This window comes from Limnobaculum eriocheiris (assembly GCF_021010575.1).
Lineage (GTDB): Bacteria > Pseudomonadota > Gammaproteobacteria > Enterobacterales > Enterobacteriaceae > Limnobaculum > Limnobaculum eriocheiris.
This window is the reverse complement of sequence record NZ_JAJNAG010000020.1, coordinates 1-18,985: the sequence shown is the minus strand read 5'-3', so window position 1 is coordinate 18,985 and position 18,985 is coordinate 1. Positions and strand designations below refer to the sequence as shown.

Sequence of the window (18,985 nt, the reverse complement as noted above, 5' to 3'; positions counted from 1 at the left end):
AGGAGGAATATCCATCTATCTTTACCAGACATTACGAAATTATTTTTGCCATCAGGTGTCATAATATGTGATAACCTTGGGTAAATTTAGCTGTTTTCACCCCTGTTTTTTGGCTTATGAGATAAGAAGGACAAAATTAATGGATCCACGTCACAACGGTACTATCGTAGAACACGCCAATACCGGTATTCAGGCGTTTATGGCTCAGGTCTACGGATGGATGACCTGCGGTCTGTTATTGACTGCATTTACCGCCTGGTTTGTTACCGGAACTGCGCTTCAGTCATTCATTTTCTCCAGCAATATCACCTTTTTTGGTCTGATTATTGTGCAACTGGGCGTGGTGTTTTTCCTGTCCGGTATGCTTAACCGCATTAGTGGTGCTTTAGCCACAACGCTGTTTATGCTCTATTCGGTTCTGACCGGATTAACCTTATCCAGTATCTTTATTGCTTATACCAGCAGCTCAATTGCCAGTACTTTCTTTGTTACTGCCGGTACCTTTGGTGCTATGAGCCTGTACGGATATACCACCAAGCGTGATTTAAGCAAATTAGGCAGCATGATGATTATGGGCCTGATTGGTATTCTGCTGGCTTCACTGGTCAATATTTTCCTTAAGAGCCCGGCGCTGACCTGGGCAATCACCTATATCGGCGTTATTGTGTTTGTTGGTTTAACCGCTTATGACACACAAAAACTGAAAGCCATTGGTGAGCAAGTCTCTATCGATGACAGAGAAGGTTACCGTAAGTCTTCTATTATGGGTGCTTTAACCCTCTATTTAGACTTCATCAACCTGTTCTTAATGCTGCTGCGTATTTTAGGCGATCGCCGCTAATATCATCCGCAAGGCAATATTGAATAAGGGCGCGATTTCGCGCCCTTATTGTTTCTAAAAAGTTGATAATCAATCGTTAATTAGTGAAATTCTGAATAGTTACACTAACTGATAGAAGTTCTGTTATACTGACTACATCCGGCGTACTTCGGTCTACGCCATATTCCTCGCGGTAATGCCTCAACGTCATACCTCGTAATAATAATCTCGTCAGGACCGTAGCAAACGACTATTCCTCTACGGAATGTTTGCCGGGCGAGTCTGGAGTTTTTCCTTATATGTCTTTTAATTCACTCGGCTTAAGTGCCGATATTTTGCGCGCGGTTGAAGAACAGGGTTATCGCGATCCGACACCTATTCAGCAGCAGGCGATTCCTGTTGTTTTATCTGGCCGTGATTTAATGGCCTGTGCGCAAACGGGTACCGGTAAAACCGCAGGTTTTACTCTCCCATTATTACAGCGTTTAACGGTAAACGGTGAAGCTGCTCGTGGCCGCCGCCCGGTCAGAGCACTGATTTTGACACCAACCCGCGAACTGGCTGCTCAGGTTGGGGAAAATGTGCGTGATTATAGTCGCCATTTAAATATTCGTTCACTGGTGGTTTTCGGTGGCGTTAGCATTAACCCGCAGATGATGAAGCTGCGCGGAGGGGTAGATGTACTGGTGGCGACGCCGGGACGTTTACTGGATTTAGAACATCAAAATGCGGTCGATTTATCTAAAGTCGAAATTCTGGTACTGGACGAAGCTGACCGTATGCTGGATATGGGTTTTATTCACGATATTCGTCGTGTGTTAGCTAAACTGCCTGCCAAACGCCAGAATCTGCTGTTCTCTGCCACGTTCTCCGATGAGATTAAAGGGCTGGCATCTAAACTGCTGCATAATCCGGCTTCTGTGGAAGTCGCAAAACGCAATACGCCATCAGAACTGGTGGATCAGAAGGTCCATTTTGTTGATAAAAAACGTAAGCGGGAGCTGCTGTCACAAATGATTGGTGAAGGCCAGTGGCAACAGGTGCTGGTATTTACCCGTACTAAACACGGGGCTAACCATCTGGCAGAGCAGCTAAATAAAGACGGTATTACCGCTTCCGCCATTCATGGTAATAAGAGTCAGGGTGCCCGCACTCGTGCTCTGGATGAGTTTAAGAACGGTAAAATTCGTGTATTGGTCGCTACCGATATTGCTGCTCGTGGTCTGGATATCGACCATCTGCCTCATGTGGTTAACTATGAGTTGCCAAACGTCCCGGAAGATTATGTTCACCGTATTGGTCGTACCGGCCGTGCTGAATGTACCGGAGAAGCGGTCTCTTTAGTTTGTGTTGATGAACATAAACTGCTGCGTGATATTGAGCGTCTGCTGAAGTTTGAAATTGCACGTATTGCTTTACCAGGCTATGAACCCGATCCAACCATTAAAGCTGAACCTATTATCAATGGTCGTCAGGGGAGAGGTCAGGGGCAAGGGCAAGGTGGACGTCCAAATTCCGGACGCGCTCGTCCGGCTGCGGGTCAACATGCTGGTCGTAGTGATAACAATAGTCCGTGGGGCAATAAGTCTGAAGGTCGGGGTGACAACAAGCCGCGTAGCCAGAAGCCTCGCTCGGATAAACCTGCTCAACAAAGGCGTGCTTCATATGCGGGCGCCCGTCGTTCGGAGTCAGCGGGTAGTTAAATACCGTTGTGAGTAATAAAAAGGGCCACCAACATAAACTTGCTGGTGGCCTTTGTTTATTTCTTGCTGACTAATCAGTTATTAATCCCCTGACTACGCAGATAATCATCATAATTACCGCTGAAGTCGGTGACTTTTTCCGGAGTAATTTCGATGATGCGTGTAGCCAGTGAGCTAACAAATTCACGGTCATGGGAGACGAAAATCAGCGTTCCCTGATACAGCTCCAGCGCCATATTCAGTGATTCGATAGATTCCATATCCAGGTGGTTGGTTGGCTCATCCATAATCAGAATGTTAGGGCGAGTCATCATCAGTTTGCCAAACAGCATACGGCCTTTTTCACCACCGGACAGGACTTTGATCGATTTCTTAATATCGTCCTGAGAGAACAGCAGGCGACCCAATACGCTGCGCACTGATTGCTCATCGTCATTAGGCTGCATCCACAGGCTCATCCAGTCAAACACGGTCATATCAATTTCAAAGTCAGAGGCATGGTCCTGAGCGTAATAACCAATACTGGCGTTTTCTGACCATTTCAAGCGACCTGAATCCGGGGTTAATTCACCGATTAAGGTTTTCAGCAGCGTTGTTTTACCCACGCCGTTGGTACCCAACACCGCCACTTTTTCGCCCACTTCCAGCATCAGATTGATGTTTTTAAACAGCGGGGCGTTGCCGTCATAACCTTTTGACAGGTTTTCCACTTCCAGCGCATTACGGAACAATTTTTTGTCCTGTTCAAAGCGAATAAATGGATTCTGGCGGCTGGACGCCTTAACTTCTTCCAACTGGATTTTATCAATCTGACGAGCGCGTGATGTTGCCTGACGAGATTTGGAGGCGTTGGCGCTAAAACGGCTAACGAAAGATTGCAGTTCGTTAATCTGGGCCTTTTTCTTGGCGTTGTCTGCCAACAGGCGTTCACGGGCCTGAGTTGAGGCAGTCATATACTCATCATAGTTACCCGGATAGACACGAAGTTCACCGTAATCCAAATCGGCCATGTGGGTACATACCATATTCAGAAAGTGACGGTCATGGGAAATGATGATCATGGTGCTGTTACGGTCGTTTAGCGTCTGTTCCAGCCAGCGAATAGTATCAATATCCAGGTTGTTGGTTGGTTCGTCGAGCAGCAGAATGTCCGGATCGGCAAAAAGTGCCTGAGCCAGTAATACCCGCAGTTTCCAGCCCGGTGCCACTTCGCTCATCGGGCCATAATGCTGTTCTACCGGAATACCCACACCTAACAGCAGTTCACCGGCGCGGGACTCCGCAGTATATCCATCCATCTCTCCGTACTGAACTTCCAGATCGGCAACTTTTAGCCCATCTTCTTCACTCATTTCCGGTAGATTATAGATGCGGTCGCGTTCTTCTTTAACTTGCCAAAGTTCAGCGTGGCCCATAATCACGGTATCCAGTACGCTGTACTCTTCATAGGCAAACTGGTCCTGTTTCAGTTTACCCAGGCGCTCATTTGGATCGAGAAATACGTTGCCGCCGGAAGGGGCCAGATCGCCACCTAATATCTTCATAAAGGTGGATTTACCACTACCGTTAGCACCAATTAAACCGTAGCGATTACCGCCGCCAAATTTGACCGAAATGTTTTCAAACAGCGGCTTGGAGCCAAACTGCATAGTAATATTATTGCTGATTAACAAAACGAATACTCATAGTTGAAAGTGTGATATTAGGCACATTATGCCACAGATCGCGGTGGTTTAGGCATCCCTGTGAGCAGACTATTTTTTCTGCATTCTTTTTGCAGATTCATGGCAAAGAATAATTAAATTCTATAAATAGAAAATAAGGGGATAATTAATTTCATAATTTATTATTTTACTGCGTTTATATGCTGAAATCATTGTCAGACAGCCGTCTCAGCAATATGATGCCTCCATTATAGCGATTGTTTTACTTTTGGCAGGGAGTGCTGAAATGCCGGTTATTCTGGTGGTTATTATTCAAATCATGTGTGGCGTTCATGTGGTGAAAACTGGACAGGAACGTTATTGGCTGTATCTCATTATTGGTTTGCCGGGTATTGGTTGTGCGATATATGTACTGGCTATTATATTACCGGACCTGCTAGGCAGCCGCGATGGTAAGCGCCTGTTGGGTAAAGCACAGGATAAGATGGATCCGGAACGTCATGTGCGTATGCTGCGTGATGAGCTGGTGATTACCGAAACCAGCCAGAACTATGTGCGTTTAGCCGATGAACTATTGCGTATTGGCAGGCCACAGGAAGCAGTTGCGAATTATCAAAAAGCGTTAACCGGTATTTTTGTTCAGGATCCGGACATTTTAGTTAAGCTGGCTCAGGCACAGTTTGACAGTCAGGATCCGGTCTCCTGCCTGAAAACCCTGGAACGACTGATTGATGCTAATCCTGACTATCGCTCTCAGGACGGTCATTTGCTGTATGCCCGATCGCTGCAACAAACTGGCGGTCTTGATAAAGCCGAAGATGAATTCAGAGTTTTGGTTGAGTATTACACCGGACCAGAAGCACGCTTTCGTTACTACCAACTGCTGACAGAAAAGGGCGATAAACTGGAAGCTAAACATCAGTTAGAGACGATTGCCGTTATGGCCCGTCGCGCTAAACCGCACTATCGTAAAATGCATAAGGAGTGGCTGACGAAAGTGCATCAGGAGCTGAAGGCGCTGGGGTAATATTGGTTTTTTAGCTTAATAAAATGGACTGCGGTGTGGGGCATTTCATTTTAGTCTGCTGATAAATCAGTATCTGTGAATATTCCGGCCGTAAAAACGATGTTGCTCATATCACTTTCGTGCTCGGCCGGAAGACCATCTGTACTTAACTAAGGAGCGCTCCGGGCTTAGATGGACTGACCCCGTAAAACTGAATCATCTGACTTTGTCATCAGTCTCAAATGGCCTGCGATGCAGGCCATCTTGTTTTTTATTGTCTCAGGCGAACAGCTTACGCCGTTGCCCCTCTGCATCAGCCGCCCTTAATGCCGCCAACACATTTTCAGCGGAGATCTCATAAGGTTCATTATGGATAGTTTCCCCCTGATTGCACGAGGCTTCTGCTACTTTCATCAGATCGTCATCGCTCACCTGTTTTAACCCGATATCTGCCAGTGTGGTTGGCAAACCGACATCGCGGCAGAAGTTATAGACCGTATCAATCACTTCGGGCTCACGGTCGGTGAGCATCAGCATGGCCAGTGTGCCAAAGGCGACTTTTTCTCCGTGCCAGTAACTGTGGGTTTGTGGTAGCACGGTTAATCCATTATGGATGGCGTGTGCTGCGGCCAGACCACCGCTTTCAAAGCCTAATCCTGAGAGCAGGGTGTTAGCTTCAATAACGAGCTCCAGCGCTGGAGTAACCTGCTGCTGTTCGCAGGCCGATTTCGCCAGTATCGCATATTGCAATAAGGTGTCATAACATAAACGCGCCAAACCATAAGCCGACATTGGGCCAGGGCGACCGGTCATATTGCCAGCCATTTTTATGCGGCAATCTTCTGCTTCAAACCAGGTTGCCAGCGCATCGCCAATGCCGGAAACCAGAAAACGTACCGGAGCCTGCGCGATAATTTTTGAATCAACCAGCACCACGTCAGGGTTGCGGGGGATCATCATATAGCGCTTAAATTTGCCTTCCTGAGTGTAAATCACCACTAAAGAGCTGCATGGAGCATCGGTAGAGGCCAGCGTTGGTACAATAGCAATAGGAAGCTTAAGGAATGCGCCGGTTGCTTTGGCGGTATCTAAGGTTTTTCCTCCGCCAATACCTACAATCACTTCAGCACCGTAGTTTTGTGCCAGCGCCGAAATACGATCGATCTCTTCATCAGAGCATTCGCTATTAAACACCTCAACCTGACAGGCAATTTTTCCCTCCAGCGCTTTAGCAATATGGCTGCCCAGCTTTTGATGAACCACGGGATCCTGCAAAATGAGTGCCTTCTGACCCAGGCGCGATAGCTCATCACCTAAACACTTCTCAACCGCCCCGGAACCTTGTACGTAACGACCGGGGAAAATAGCAGTAGTAATCATTTTAGCTCCTTAATCGTGATAAAAATGGTTACCAGTGCTTATTGTTCTTTATGTGGAACTGCTGTTCTGTATGCGGGTATATTCTTCCCGAAATTATTTGGCGTCAACTTCAGAATGGCGAAAGTTGCGTCAGTTCACAGATATTCAACTTTGGCAATTTCCCCCATTGACTCTTTTATGCAGCGCGAGGAATATTGTTCCGTATATTGAATATTTGTTCTATATGCAGAACAAATTGCGTAACAATGAATAACAAACAACAAACGTACTCGCGTTTTTTATCATTTAGCGGTTGAACCAAGGAACATACTAATGAGCACAGATTCAAGTAAACCTATTCCTAAAGGGCGCTGGATGCATATCATTCCGGCAACCATTTTGGTCTATATCGTGGCTTATATGGACCGAACTAATATCGCAATCGGTATTGCCGGTGGTATGGATAAAGACTTAGGCATGACGGCGTCATTTGCCGGGTTGGTGGCAGGGATTTTCTTTATCGGTTATATCTTCCTGCAAATACCCGGCGGCCATATTGCTGAACGTTACAGCGCCAGGAAATTTATTGCCTGGACCATTGTCGCCTGGGGAGGATTTGCCCTGCTAACCGGTTTTGTGCAAAACCCGACTCAGTTATTGATTATCCGCTTCATTCTTGGCGTTGCTGAGGGAGGGGTATATCCGGCAATTCTGGCCTTAATTGGTCACTGGTTTCCTAATGAAGAGCGGGCCAGGGCCATTGCCTTTTTCCAGATGAATCTGGCAGTTGCTTCGATTATTACAGGCCCACTGTCCGGCTGGTTAATTGAGCTGCACGGCTGGCGTGAAATGTTCATCATTGAAGGGGTACTGTCACTGGCGCTGCTGTTTGTCTGGATGCCGTTGGTATCTGACCATCCTCATCAGGCGAAATGGCTGGGCCCACGGGAACGTGAGTGGATTGAGAAAAAGCTGGAAGAGGACCGTATGGGGGCTTCCATTGATGATAAAGCCAGTATCAGCACCATTATTCGCAGTCCAAACCTGTGGAAACTGATTGGTATCTATTTCTTTGTTCAGGTCGGGTTCTATGGCTTTGCACTGTGGATGCCTAATCTGATTAAAAACCTGACAGGCAGTGGGATGACCATGGTAGGGATGCTGACTGCGGCACCTTATGTGCTTTGTATCTTCGGTCAATATTATATCGCCAAATGGTGTGATAAGACGATGAACCGCCGCCTGTATACCGCGATTCCACTGGTTGGTTTTGCCGTCTGTTTAACCCTTTCTCTGTTGCTGAAAGAGAGTATCTGGCTTTCTTATGGCGTAATGGTGTTGTGTGGCTTCTTTTTGCAGGCCTATGCGGGGCCGTTTTGGACACTGCCGCCGCTGTTGTTCCCATCCAATGTATTAGGCGGAGTGCGTGGAACCATTAACGCACTGGGTAATTTAGGCGGATTTATAGGTCCGTATCTGGTGGGGCTGTTAACCATGACCGTTAGCCAGACGGCAGGTATGTTTGTACTGGTTGCTGCCTTAATGATAGCGGTTTTCCTGCTATTTACGCTGCCGGCGATTACCGCCCGGCCACCTAAAAAATAATCCGTAATGTCGTGATGAATTAATTATTAAAGGAACCACAAAATGAAACAGAAATGTCAGGGCGCTCGTGATTTATGGTCGCAGTTAGATGCACTACGTATGGGGATGAACTACAGCAAAGAAGATACCCAGAAACCTCAGGTACTGATTGATGACTGTTATGGTGAAAGCCATCCGGGAAGCTTCCATCTTAATGAGCTGGGTTATGAAACTATGTTGGGGGTTCATGAAAGCGGCGGTCGTGCTGTTCGTCATCATGTTACCGATATTTGTGATGGTTGGGGGCAGGGTCATGATGGTATGAACTATATTCTGGCCTCGCGGGAAGCCATTGCCAATATGGTTGAGATCCATGCATCCGTTGTGCCTTATGATGGTGCGGTACTGATTTCCAGCTGCGATAAATCGGTTCCGGCCCATTTGATTGCCGCTGCGCGTTTGGATATGCCATTAATTCATATTCCCGGCGGTTCTATGCGCCCTGCACCCAATATGAGCACGTCCGATTTGGGTGGGCTGACGGCCAAACTGAAGAAAGGCGAGATTAGCGTGAAGCAGGTGGAAGCGCATCAACAGTGTGGCTGTCCTACCGCCGGAGCCTGTCAGTTTATGGGAACGGCCAGCACCATGCAGTGTATGTCAGAAGCCCTTGGTATGGCGCTACCGGGGAGTGCCATCATGCCTTCCACCATGTCAGAGATCCGTCGGGTAGCGCGTGCTGCGGGCCATCAGGCGATGTATCTGGCGGAGAAGAACATCACCTCGGCAAAAATATTAACGCCATCCGCATTTGAGAACGCCATTAAAGTGCATGCGGCTATTGGCGGTAGCACCAATGCGCTGATCCATTTACCGGCCATCGCCCATGAACTTGGCTGGGAACTGAAGCCGGAAATCTTTGACCGTATCAATCATGATATTCCTTATCTCACCAATATTCAGCCAAGCGGCGAGTATGTGACAGAATTGTTCTGGTTTGCCGGTGGTGTACCCATGATTCAATGGTTACTGCGCGACAAGCTGGATTTGGATGTTATGACCGTAACAGGACGTTCGCTGGGGGATAATCTGGATATGCTACAACAGTCAGGTTTCTTTGAACGTAATCAGGGCTATCTGGCTAACCATAAAGTGAAGCCGGAAGAGGTGATCAGAAAGCCCGAGTCAGCCACTAAAAAGGGGTCTATCGCTATTCTTAAAGGCAATATTGCGCCGGATGGTGCGGTTATCAAATATGCTGCCTGTCGCGCCGATATGCATCAACACGTGGGCCCGGCCAAAGTGTTTAACTCAGAAGAAGATGCGCAGCAGGCCATTATTCATAACCGGGTAAATCCGGGGGATGTGCTGTTTATCCGTTACGAAGGGCCTAAAGGTTCTGGCGCCCCGGAAATGCTGATGACTACCGATGCCATTGTATATGACAACCGTCTGGATGGTCGGGTGGCATTGATTACCGATGGCCGATTCTCTGGTGCTACCAGTGGTCCCTGTGTAGGGCACGTTTCACCAGAAGCGGCAGACGGTGGGCCGATTGCACTGGTGGAGGATGGTGACTTAATCGAAATGGATGTACCTGCCCGTAAGCTGAATATCGTTGGCATCAATGGTGAGCATAAAACGCCGGAGCAAATCGACGTTATTATGGCGGAACGTCAGGCTAAGTGGGTACGTCCGGACTATTCCCATCGTAAAGGGGTGTACAAGCAGTTCACCCAGCGTGCGGCCTCGTTAATGGCTGGAGCCTATACCAGTTAAGCTTCCGTCATGGTTTAACGATGACGGAAGCAAAGCAACAGAGATGTATTCATTAGCAATAAGACAGGATAATACAATGACTGACCTGAATAAGTTTAGAGGCGTTTTTCCTCCGGTGCCGACGATATTTCATGCGGATGGACGACTGGATACCGTGGGAATGGGAGCGCTGATTGATAAATTAGTCAATGATGGCGTAGATGGTATGCTGATCCTTGGCAGTGGCGGTGAGTTTTGCCATATGCCGAAAGCGCAGCGTTTTGAAGTGGCTGAGTTTGCGGTAAAGCATATTGCTGGTCGGGTACCTGTATTATTAGGCATTAGCAGTCCCTCCACTCAGGAAGTCATTGAGTTTGGTCAGCATGCAGATAAGTTAGGGGTGGATGCCGTACTGGTACTGAACCCCTATTATGCATTGCTTAACGAAGAATATATGTATAACCACTTCCGCACTGTCGCTGAGAACATTGGTTCTCCGGTTATTCTGTATAACTTCCCGGCGTTAACCGGTCAGGATATCGGCGTTAACCTGATTGCCCGTCTGGTAAAAGAGGTGAGCAATATTATTGGTATTAAAGATACCGTGGATAATATCAGTCATGTACGGGAGGTTATTAATCAGGTGCGGCCTATTCGCCCGAACTTCGTGGTGTTTTCCGGCTATGACGAATATATGATGGACACCCTGATTATGGGTGGGAATGGCGCAATTCCGGCAACGTCTAACTTTGCGGCTCAGATTACCTGCGGAATTTATCGGGCGTTTAAAGCAAAAGATTATGAAACCATGTTTGAATTACAGCGTCAGTTGTCACGCCTGTCGACGGTATATAGTCTGGAAATCCCGTTTTTTGGCGTGATTAAACAAGCAATTAAACTGTGCGGGTTGAATATTTCCACCGAGGTTTTAGCGCCGGTGCAGAAATTATCACAAGAGAAAAAACAACAACTGATGAAAGTATTAACCTTTGCGGGCGTGCCTTATCAGGATCGTTAATTCTTCTGTAGAATAAAAATTGTTATTGAGAAAGCAATCAGACTTTCGCCGACTGGCGAAGGTCTGAGGCGTTTTGGGGACTATTCAGGTTATTTTAGCTGTTGGGCCAGTTGCTGCCCGGCTTCCATTACCAGAGAGGCCAGATATTCCCGCTTATCGTCCGGGATCTGGAAGGCTACGCCCGAGGTGCTGATAGCGGCAATAGCTTTGCCCTGTGGGTTCAGTACCGGAACGGCGATACAGCGAACGCCCTGGCTATCCTCTTCATTATCATAGGCCCAGCCGCGCACGCGGATCTCAGCCAGCTCGGCTTTTAGCACATTAATATCGGTAATCGTGGTATCGGTAATACGCGTTAGAACTTTATCTTCTGGTAACAGCGCATCAACTTCTTCATCGCTTAAATGCGCCATCAGCGCTTTACCTAAACCAGAGCTGTACAGCGACAGGCGCTTGCCTTCCCAACTGCGGATAATAATCGCCTGCGGACTTTCCAGTTTGGTCAGATAAATGGGTGAGGAACCCTGTAATACGCCTAAATGGCAGGTCAGATTAGTTTTATCGCGCAATGCCGTTAGCACCGGCAGGGCGATCTTTTTGATGTCATACTGTTCGACGGCTTTATTACCAAACTCATACAACCGCAGGCCAAGATAATATTTATCATTGTCCTGACGCAGCAGGCCGTGCGCTACCATACCGTTGAGTAAAGAAGAAGTGCTGCTTTTTGCAATGCCAACGCCCTGATAAATTTGGCTAAAGGTGGCACCATTTTTATCAGATAAAAAGTCACAAATACGAACAACTTTATCCAGCGCAGGAATTTGTGTAGTGATTGTTTTCATCGCGATACTTATGCAATTGGCATTGTTAAATGAGCTGAACAGAATTCAGAGTAGGTCTTAGTATAACCAGTATATGGAATTAAATAAAACGGACATGGGAATCAATGGCATATAGCCGTTGCCCTGTTAAGAGCATTATTGGTACAACACAGGGCTTAGTCTACACCAAGCCCTGTGAAATAAAATTAACCAATTGTCATCAAACTGGCGTTACCGCCAGCCGCGGCAGTATTAATGCTTAATGCTCGTTCCAGTATCAAACGCTCCAACAGAATGTTGGTATCCCCATGGGCGAATCCCTGTACCGATAAGATAGGCCCATCACGGCGGGCGATTTGTTCGCTAATCAGCTGTAACTTATCGCTGTCACCGTGGTAAAGCACGCCGTCAAATGCCACTTCGGTATTATGCCAGTCGGCAACAAAACCAATTTGTGACTGAACTTGTTCCGGCAGGTTTTTGTGCAGCGAACGGGTAAAGTTATGGTCCACCCACAGCACTTTTGAACCGCTGGCTAAAACGGCCGCCAGCTGAATCAGGGCGTCGTGCTCTTCGTGATGTAAACATAAAATACGATGGCGCGGCATTAATGCATAACTATTGCGCTCACCGGTAGGGCCGGTAAGCAGGCGAATCGTGCCTGTTTGTGAATAGGTTGCGTAGCTGTCGCACAGGGCAGCCAGCGGGCGATTCTCCTTTTTCAGCGCCCATTCTTTAAATACGTTTAGCGGTTGTAGCAATAACTCTTTAGTACGGGTATCCACCAGACGTTCCCGATCGCTGCGGGACAGCGCTTTAGCGATGGCGTCATCCGGACGGTGAGACAGCAGGCGATAGAGATAGAGCGGGCCGCCGGCTTTAGGACCGGTACCGGAGAATCCTTCGCCGCCAAAGGGTTGTACGCCAACCACCGCACCAACAATATTGCGATTCACATACAGATTACCTACGGCTGCCCGTTCGGTAATTTGAGCGATGGTTTCATCAATACGGGTGTGAATACCCATGGTTAATCCGTAGCCTGCGGCATTAATTTGTTCAATTAACTGAGCGATATTTTCACGCTGATAGCGTACAACATGCAGAACCGGGCCAAATACTTCTTTGGTTAACTCATTGAGGTTTTCCAGTTCAATCAGGGTCGGTTGTACGAAAGTGCCTTTTGTCAGCAGACTCTTATCTGAACTGCCGTCAAATGATGATTGATAGACTTTACGCCCTTTGGAATGCATGGTCTGAATATGCTGCTCAATATTCTCTTTTGCCTGAGCATCAATTACCGGGCCGATATCCGTTGATAGACAGTCCGGGTTACCCATTTTGCATTCACTCATTGCGCCTTTCAGCATGGTGATGGTTTTGTCGGCGATCTCCTCCTGAAGACAGAGAATGCGCAGGGCAGAGCAACGTTGTCCTGCACTGTCAAAGGCGGAGGCAACTACATCGTTAACGACCTGTTCTGTCAGGGCAGAAGAGTCAACGATCAGGGTGTTTAAACCACCGGTTTCAGCAATTAATGGAATGGTGTGGCCTAAAGTATCAAGCCTTCCGGATATGTTACGTTGTAACGTCATTGCCACTTCGGTTGAACCGGTAAACATTACGCCGCGAATACGCCTATCATTAACCAGTTTGGCACCTATGGTTTCCCCTTTTCCTGGCAATAGCTGAACGGCTCCGGCAGGAATACCCGCCTGATGCATCAGGCGAATGGCCTGCGCGGCAATTAACGGTGTCTGTTCTGCCGGTTTAGCCAGTACGGTATTGCCAGCAGCCAGTGCGGCCGCTACCTGACCGGTAAAAATAGCTAATGGAAAGTTCCACGGGCTAATGCAAACGACCGGACCCAAAGGACGGTGGGTTTCGTTGCTAAAGTCATGCTGTACCATTTCGGCGTAATAACGTAGAAAATCGATGGCTTCACGCACTTCAGAAATCGCATTACTCACGGTTTTCCCGGCTTCTCTGACCAACAAGCCAATCAGTGGTTGGAGTTGGTTTTCCATCAGAGAAGCGGTGCGATTAAGCAGCTCTGCACGCTGTTCTGATGGTGTTGCTGACCAGATAGGCGCAAAGTTAACCGCACTGTTGAGCGCCTGTTCGGCATCCTGTTCGGTTGCTTCTCTGACTCGCCCTACACAATCGCGGCTGTCTGCCGGATTAAAGACTTTTTCCGTGGTCACATCGCCGCTGACTTCACCATCAATCATCGGCTCGGCACACCAGATGTGGGAAACGCCAGCTAACAGCGCAGAGGATAGCGATGCCAGACGCTGCTCATTAGAGAGATCCAGTCCGTTAGAATTCAGCCGTGCATTGCCATACAGGTTGCGCGGTAATGGAATTTTAGCGTGGGGTTTACCCAGCTCACCTTCTGCCACCAGTTGGGCTTCAATAACTTTAACCGGATCGGCTACCAGCTCATCAAGGGTGATGCTGTGGTCGGCAATGCGGTTAACGAAGGAGGTATTTGCCCCGTTTTCCAGCAGGCGACGAACCAGATAGGCCAGCAGGGTTTCATGGGTACCAACCGGCGCATAAATACGACAGGGCCGTTGTAATTTACCATCACTGTGTTTACCAACGACGTGATAGTAGAGTGGTTCCCCCATGCCGTGCAGACACTGGAATTCATATTGACCAGGATAGTAGTTATTGCCTGCCAGATGGTAAACCGCTGCCAACGTATGGGCATTGTGGGTGGCAAACTGCGGATAAATCGCCTCAGGCACCGCCAGTAGTTTACGGGCGCAGGCCAGATAAGAGATATCGGTATACACTTTACGGGTATACACCGGATAGCCTTCAAGCCCGTCAATTTGTGCACGTTTAATTTCGCTGTCCCAGTAAGCGCCTTTGACTAAACGAATCATCAGGCGATGCTGGCTGCGATGGGCCAGATCGATCAGCGAGTCAATCACATAAGGACAACGTTTCTGATAGGCCTGAACCACAAAACCAATACCGTTCCAGTTAGCCAGCCGCGGTTCAAAACAGAGTTTTTCCAGCAGGTCCAGTGAGATTTCCAGCCGGTCAGCCTCTTCAGAATCAATATTTAAACCAATATCATATTGGCGTGCTAACAGGGTCAACTCCAGCAGGCGAGGGTAGAGTTCGCCCATTACCCGTTCATATTGTGCCCGACTGTAGCGCGGGTGGAGTGCTGACAGCTTAATAGAGATCCCCGGACCTTCGTAAACCCCACGGCCATTGGCAGCTTTACCGATAGCATGAATCGCCTGTTGGTAGGAGAAGAGATAGCGTTGAGCATCGGCTTCAGTCAGCGCGGCTTCACCCAGCATATCGTAGGAGTAACTGAAACCTTTATCCTCCTGTTTGTGGGCCTTAGCCAGCGCTTCAGAGATGGTCTCGCCAGTCACAAACTGTTCCCCCATCAGACGCATCGCCATGTCCACCCCTTTGCGAATAAGCGGTTCACCACTGTTGCTGATAATTCGATTAAGGGAAGATGAGAGTTGGGATTCATTATGGGTGGAAACCAGCTTTCCGGTTAACAATAACCCCCAGGTTGCTGCATTAACAAACAGCGAGGGGCTTTGCCCCAGATGGGAATGCCAGTCACCATTGCTGATTTTGTCACGGATGAGGGCATCACGCGTCGCTTTATCCGGGATACGCAGTAGTGCCTCCGCCAGACACATAAGCGCCACTCCTTCAGAAGAGGAGAGTGAAAATTCTTGTAATAATCCCTGAACCATACCGGCACGGCCAATAGCGGTTTTTTGTCCGCGGAGTTTATCAGCAAGTTTATAGGCAAGCTGATGGGTGGCGTTACTTTGCTCGGTGGTCAGGCGTGCTTGTTCCAGCAGGCGCGGAATAATTTCGGTTTCCGGTGTGCGGTAGGCGGCAGTAATCGCGGCACGATTGACGGATTGTGGTTGCACATTTTCAGCAAACTCCAGAAAAGGCTGGCAGGCCTGCTCGGGTTCTGGCTCTGGCAGAGTATCGTCATCTTGCCGGTTATCCTGTTCACTGGCAGACAGCTCGAAAGGGATGTTGCCCTGTTCCAACTGTTCTAAATAATTGAAAATAGCCTGTTTAATCAACCAGTGAGGAGTACGGTCCAGGGTTTGGGCCGCTTTTTTTATCCGGTCGCGTGTCGCCTCATCCAGCTTGACGCCCATGGTGGTCATTCCCATTTTATTTCCTCTACGCCTGTTATCAAAAATCAGGTGGTTATTAATGAGCTTCGCTCGTATCGCTGAATAAATCAGCCCGAAAGAAACGTAAAACATCAAAAATTAGATAAATGGTTATGTTGATTGAAAAATTACCGCTCACTGAGAATAGGCAGTAAAACCCTAATGTTGCAACTTTGTTTTAATATGGTTGCACCTATTATGTGATCTCGATCCATGATGGTGAATAATTCTATTTAAATGCTATTTTTTGGAATATCTGACATAGACTTGTAATCTATTGATAAGGTATGGATAATTCCGGACTTTTGTGCACGATGGATGGGCAGGGAATTTTGTTGCAGGCAGGGTAATAATTTTATAAATGTGATCTGCCGTAACATAAGTGTGATTTAATTGTTAATTATATTGTTAATTTTTTATTTTTTTGACTAGGATTGTAAAACGGACTGAATTGCAGGTAACTCATTAAATTCGCGTTTTTACTTAGATCTCGCGTGCCGTTTTCTGGCAGTGGCGAAGCTTCGGGATAGTTTCGTTCTCGCTTCTGTTCAATCAGAACTGGTTCAGGCACTTCCCGCAACAGCGATGAAAAACGTCAACTAAATATTTAAAATAATGAAAGTGGAGAGTTGCATGAGCGCCAGCATGCCAATGTTAGTGACCTTTGTGGTCTATATCGTGGGAATGATTGTAATTGGGTTAGCTGCCTATCGGGCAACTAACAACTTTGGTGATTACATTTTGGGTGGTCGCCGTCTGGGGAGTTTTGTGACCGCGTTATCTGCCGGTGCCTCGGACATGAGTGGATGGCTGTTAATGGGTTTGCCGGGGGCCGTTTACCTGTCGGGTATTTCGGAAAGCTGGATTGCTATCGGTTTAACCATTGGAGCTTACCTGAACTGGCGTATTGTTGCCGGTCGTTTACGGGTTCATACCGAGATTAACCATAATGCACTAACACTACCGGACTATTTCACCACGCGCTTTGAAGATAAAAGTCGTATTTTAAGAATTTTTTCTGCGGTCGTGATTTTAATTTTCTTCACTATTTACTGCGCTTCCGGGGTCGTTGCCGGTGCCAGACTGTTCGAAAGTACCTTCGGTATGGACTACGAAACAGCATTATGGGTTGGCGCGGCGGCAACTATAGCCTATACCTTTATAGGAGGGTTTCTTGCTGTTAGCTGGACAGATACCGTTCAGGCATCGCTGATGATTTTTGCGTTGATTCTTACCCCGGTGATGGTGATTATCGCGGTCGGTGGTATCGACAGCTCAATGATTGTGATTGCGGCGAAAAACCCGGAATACCTGGATATGTTTAAAGGTTTGAACTTTGTTGCCATTCTTTCGCTGTTGGGCTGGGGGTTAGGTTACTTTGGGCAACCGCATATTCTGGCACGTTTTATGGCGGCGGATTCTCACCATGTGATCCACAACGCCCGCCGTATCAGTATGACCTGGATGATTTTCTGTCTGGGTGGTGCGGTAGCCGTTGGTTTTTTTGGTATCGCGTTCTTCTCTAATAACCCGGGTCTGGCGGGGAATGTGAGTGAAAACGGCGAACGCGTATTTATTGAGCTGGCCAAGTTACTGTTTAATCCGTGGATAGCGGGTGTTCTGCTGTCGGCGATTCTGGCGGCGGTAATGAGTACGCTGAGCTGTCAGTTGTTAGTGTGTTCAAGCGCATTAACGGAAGATTTTTATAAGGCATTCCTGCGCAAAAATGCCAGCCAGAATGAGCTGGTGTGGGTAGGTCGTCTGATGGTATTGCTGGTTGCGGTGATTGCTATTGTGTTAGCCGCTAACCCGGATAATCGGGTATTGGGTCTGGTGGCTTATGCCTGGGCAGGTTTTGGTGCTGCTTTTGGTCCGGTGATCCTGCTGTCGGTTATCTGGTCAGGTATGACAAGAAATGGTGCGCTGGCCGGTATGGTGGTTGGTGCGGCAACGGTACTGGTCTGGAAACAGTTCGGGTGGTTTAACCTGTACGAAATTATTCCGGGCTTTATTTTTGCTTCTATCGCCATTGTTATTTTCAGTAAGATTGGCAGTCAGCCAACAGAAAAAATGATTGCTCGCTTTAATGAAGCTGAAAAAGAGTTTCAGAGCGAAAAAGAATAATTCATTGATGTGCTTTATTTATGGCACCAGACGGCGCCATTTTTTTATGCAAATTTTCGATTACTTGTCTTTAACCGGCATGTAGATGTCCGTGATTAAATCAGCCTCCGGCGTATCGTAAGGGCTGTTGATATAAATCTCGAACGGTGGCTGGTCTGCACACTCATAGCCGCTGTCAGGTAGCCACTGACCATAGAAAGTATTGTAAGCCTGTTCCAGCGTATTATAGGGGCCCGTATGACGGTATCGCGCATAGCGTCCGGCGGCCAGTTTGATGGTGCGGATATTTTGGTCTTCCCGTTCATTTGCCAGTGCCGTGATATTCACTGGTTCATCTAAAGATGCGGCAATCAGGCGATGAACCTGCTGAACCCGGTGGCGATAATTTTGTTCAGTTTTGGACTTCCGCATAAGGTATTGTTCCATTTAGTATTTATAATTCCTGTGGGGGATTATAACGGGGGATGAGAGCAATACTTATCATGGGTTGCGGAAAAGTGGTTATTTTTTTGTTTGATGTGAGATGGGTATAAAAGGGAGATCGTTGAGGTAAAAGTAATTTTAAAACCTCATCGGGGTAACGCATATTAAGAGGATGTAAAATGACTAAGAAGGCAAACTGGTTTGATAACGTTGAAGATCGCAGCCATCCGTGGCCTGGATTAACCTGGCTGACCACTGCACTCAGTGTGCCAGATGTCAGAAAGGCAATAGAGTTTTATACCAACACCATGAATATGGTGGCCATTGCTGAACTGGAAGATAATAACGGTGACATGTTGTTTGCAAGAATCAGATACAGAGGCACTAATTTTAGGTCGTGACGCAGATTTAGTGGTAATGATTGATCGTCAGATACCATCCGATGATCTTATCGTGCATTTCTTCTGACTTTGAGAAGCAGATAGTCTTGCGGGTCAACCGTTTAAGATGGGTTCGCA

The 18,985-nt window shown here is 47.5% G+C and carries 14 protein-coding genes; 8 read left to right on the top strand and 6 right to left on the bottom strand.

Going from position 1 to position 18,985, the window contains the following annotated elements:
* The first annotated feature begins 139 nt into the window (after window positions 1–139).
* Window positions 140–841: a Bax inhibitor-1/YccA family protein gene (locus tag LPW36_RS10050; protein WP_218465453.1), complete on the top strand. Its 702-nt coding sequence runs from the start codon at window positions 140–142 to the stop codon at window positions 839–841.
* A 278-nt stretch (window positions 842–1,119) separates the two neighbouring features.
* Window positions 1,120–2,523 carry an ATP-dependent RNA helicase RhlE gene (gene rhlE, locus LPW36_RS10045; protein ID WP_230609538.1) on the top strand — a complete coding sequence of 468 codons (1,404 nt, stop codon included), beginning with the start codon at window positions 1,120–1,122 and terminating at the stop codon, window positions 2,521–2,523.
* Window positions 2,524–2,597: 74 nt separating this feature from the next.
* Here the strand turns inward: rhlE and LPW36_RS10040 are convergent, their stop codons facing one another.
* The gene (locus LPW36_RS10040) at window positions 2,598–4,196 is read right to left on the bottom strand and encodes an ABC-F family ATPase (protein WP_230609537.1); all 1,599 of its coding nucleotides are present in this window, start codon (window positions 4,194–4,196) and stop codon (window positions 2,598–2,600) included.
* A gap of 277 nt (window positions 4,197–4,473) precedes the next feature.
* Between LPW36_RS10040 and LPW36_RS10035 the strand changes: the two genes are divergently transcribed.
* Complete coding sequence (locus LPW36_RS10035; protein ID WP_230609536.1) at window positions 4,474–5,214, top strand: tetratricopeptide repeat protein; 741 nt, start codon at window positions 4,474–4,476, stop codon at window positions 5,212–5,214.
* Between the two features lie 258 nt (window positions 5,215–5,472).
* Here the strand turns inward: LPW36_RS10035 and LPW36_RS10030 are convergent, their stop codons facing one another.
* Window positions 5,473–6,573, bottom strand: a complete 1,101-nt coding sequence (locus LPW36_RS10030) for a glycerol dehydrogenase (protein ID WP_230609535.1) — start codon at window positions 6,571–6,573, stop codon at window positions 5,473–5,475.
* 312 nt (window positions 6,574–6,885) lie between these two features.
* Here LPW36_RS10030 and LPW36_RS10025 point away from each other — a divergent pair, with 312 nt between their 5' ends.
* From LPW36_RS10025 to LPW36_RS10015, 3 genes are all read left to right on the top strand, one after another.
* Window positions 6,886–8,157, top strand: a complete 1,272-nt coding sequence (locus LPW36_RS10025) for an MFS transporter (protein WP_338085979.1) — start codon at window positions 6,886–6,888, stop codon at window positions 8,155–8,157.
* 42 nt (window positions 8,158–8,199) lie between these two features.
* Window positions 8,200–9,915 (top strand): dihydroxy-acid dehydratase, encoded by a 1,716-nt coding sequence (gene ilvD / locus LPW36_RS10020; RefSeq protein ID WP_230609534.1) that lies wholly within the window; start codon window positions 8,200–8,202, stop codon window positions 9,913–9,915.
* 76 nt (window positions 9,916–9,991) lie between these two features.
* Window positions 9,992–10,912, top strand: a complete 921-nt coding sequence (locus tag LPW36_RS10015; protein WP_230609533.1) for a dihydrodipicolinate synthase family protein — start codon at window positions 9,992–9,994, stop codon at window positions 10,910–10,912.
* Between the two features lie 89 nt (window positions 10,913–11,001).
* Here LPW36_RS10015 and LPW36_RS10010 read toward each other — a convergent pair whose 3' ends face one another.
* Window positions 11,002–11,757 carry an IclR family transcriptional regulator gene (locus LPW36_RS10010; protein ID WP_230609532.1) on the bottom strand — a complete coding sequence of 252 codons (756 nt, stop codon included), beginning with the start codon at window positions 11,755–11,757 and terminating at the stop codon, window positions 11,002–11,004.
* Window positions 11,758–11,942: 185 nt separating this feature from the next.
* The gene (gene putA, locus LPW36_RS10005) at window positions 11,943–15,917 is read right to left on the bottom strand and encodes a trifunctional transcriptional regulator/proline dehydrogenase/L-glutamate gamma-semialdehyde dehydrogenase (protein ID WP_230609531.1); all 3,975 of its coding nucleotides are present in this window, start codon (window positions 15,915–15,917) and stop codon (window positions 11,943–11,945) included.
* Between the two features lie 636 nt (window positions 15,918–16,553).
* Between putA and putP the strand changes: the two genes are divergently transcribed.
* Window positions 16,554–18,044, top strand: coding sequence for a sodium/proline symporter PutP (gene putP, locus LPW36_RS10000; RefSeq protein WP_230609530.1), 1,491 nt, complete (start codon window positions 16,554–16,556; stop codon window positions 18,042–18,044).
* A gap of 60 nt (window positions 18,045–18,104) precedes the next feature.
* Here putP and LPW36_RS09995 read toward each other — a convergent pair whose 3' ends face one another.
* The gene (locus tag LPW36_RS09995) at window positions 18,105–18,455 is read right to left on the bottom strand and encodes an AraC family transcriptional regulator (protein WP_230609529.1); all 351 of its coding nucleotides are present in this window, start codon (window positions 18,453–18,455) and stop codon (window positions 18,105–18,107) included.
* Window positions 18,456–18,646: 191 nt separating this feature from the next.
* On the opposite strand from LPW36_RS09995, the gene LPW36_RS09990 reads away from it, so the two are divergent.
* Complete coding sequence (locus LPW36_RS09990; protein ID WP_230609528.1) at window positions 18,647–18,868, top strand: hypothetical protein; 222 nt, start codon at window positions 18,647–18,649, stop codon at window positions 18,866–18,868.
* 7 nt (window positions 18,869–18,875) lie between these two features.
* Here the strand turns inward: LPW36_RS09990 and LPW36_RS09985 are convergent.
* Window positions 18,876–18,985 (bottom strand): IS1 family transposase (locus tag LPW36_RS09985; RefSeq protein ID WP_230608631.1); only part of this gene is annotated, 110 nt, incomplete at its 5' end.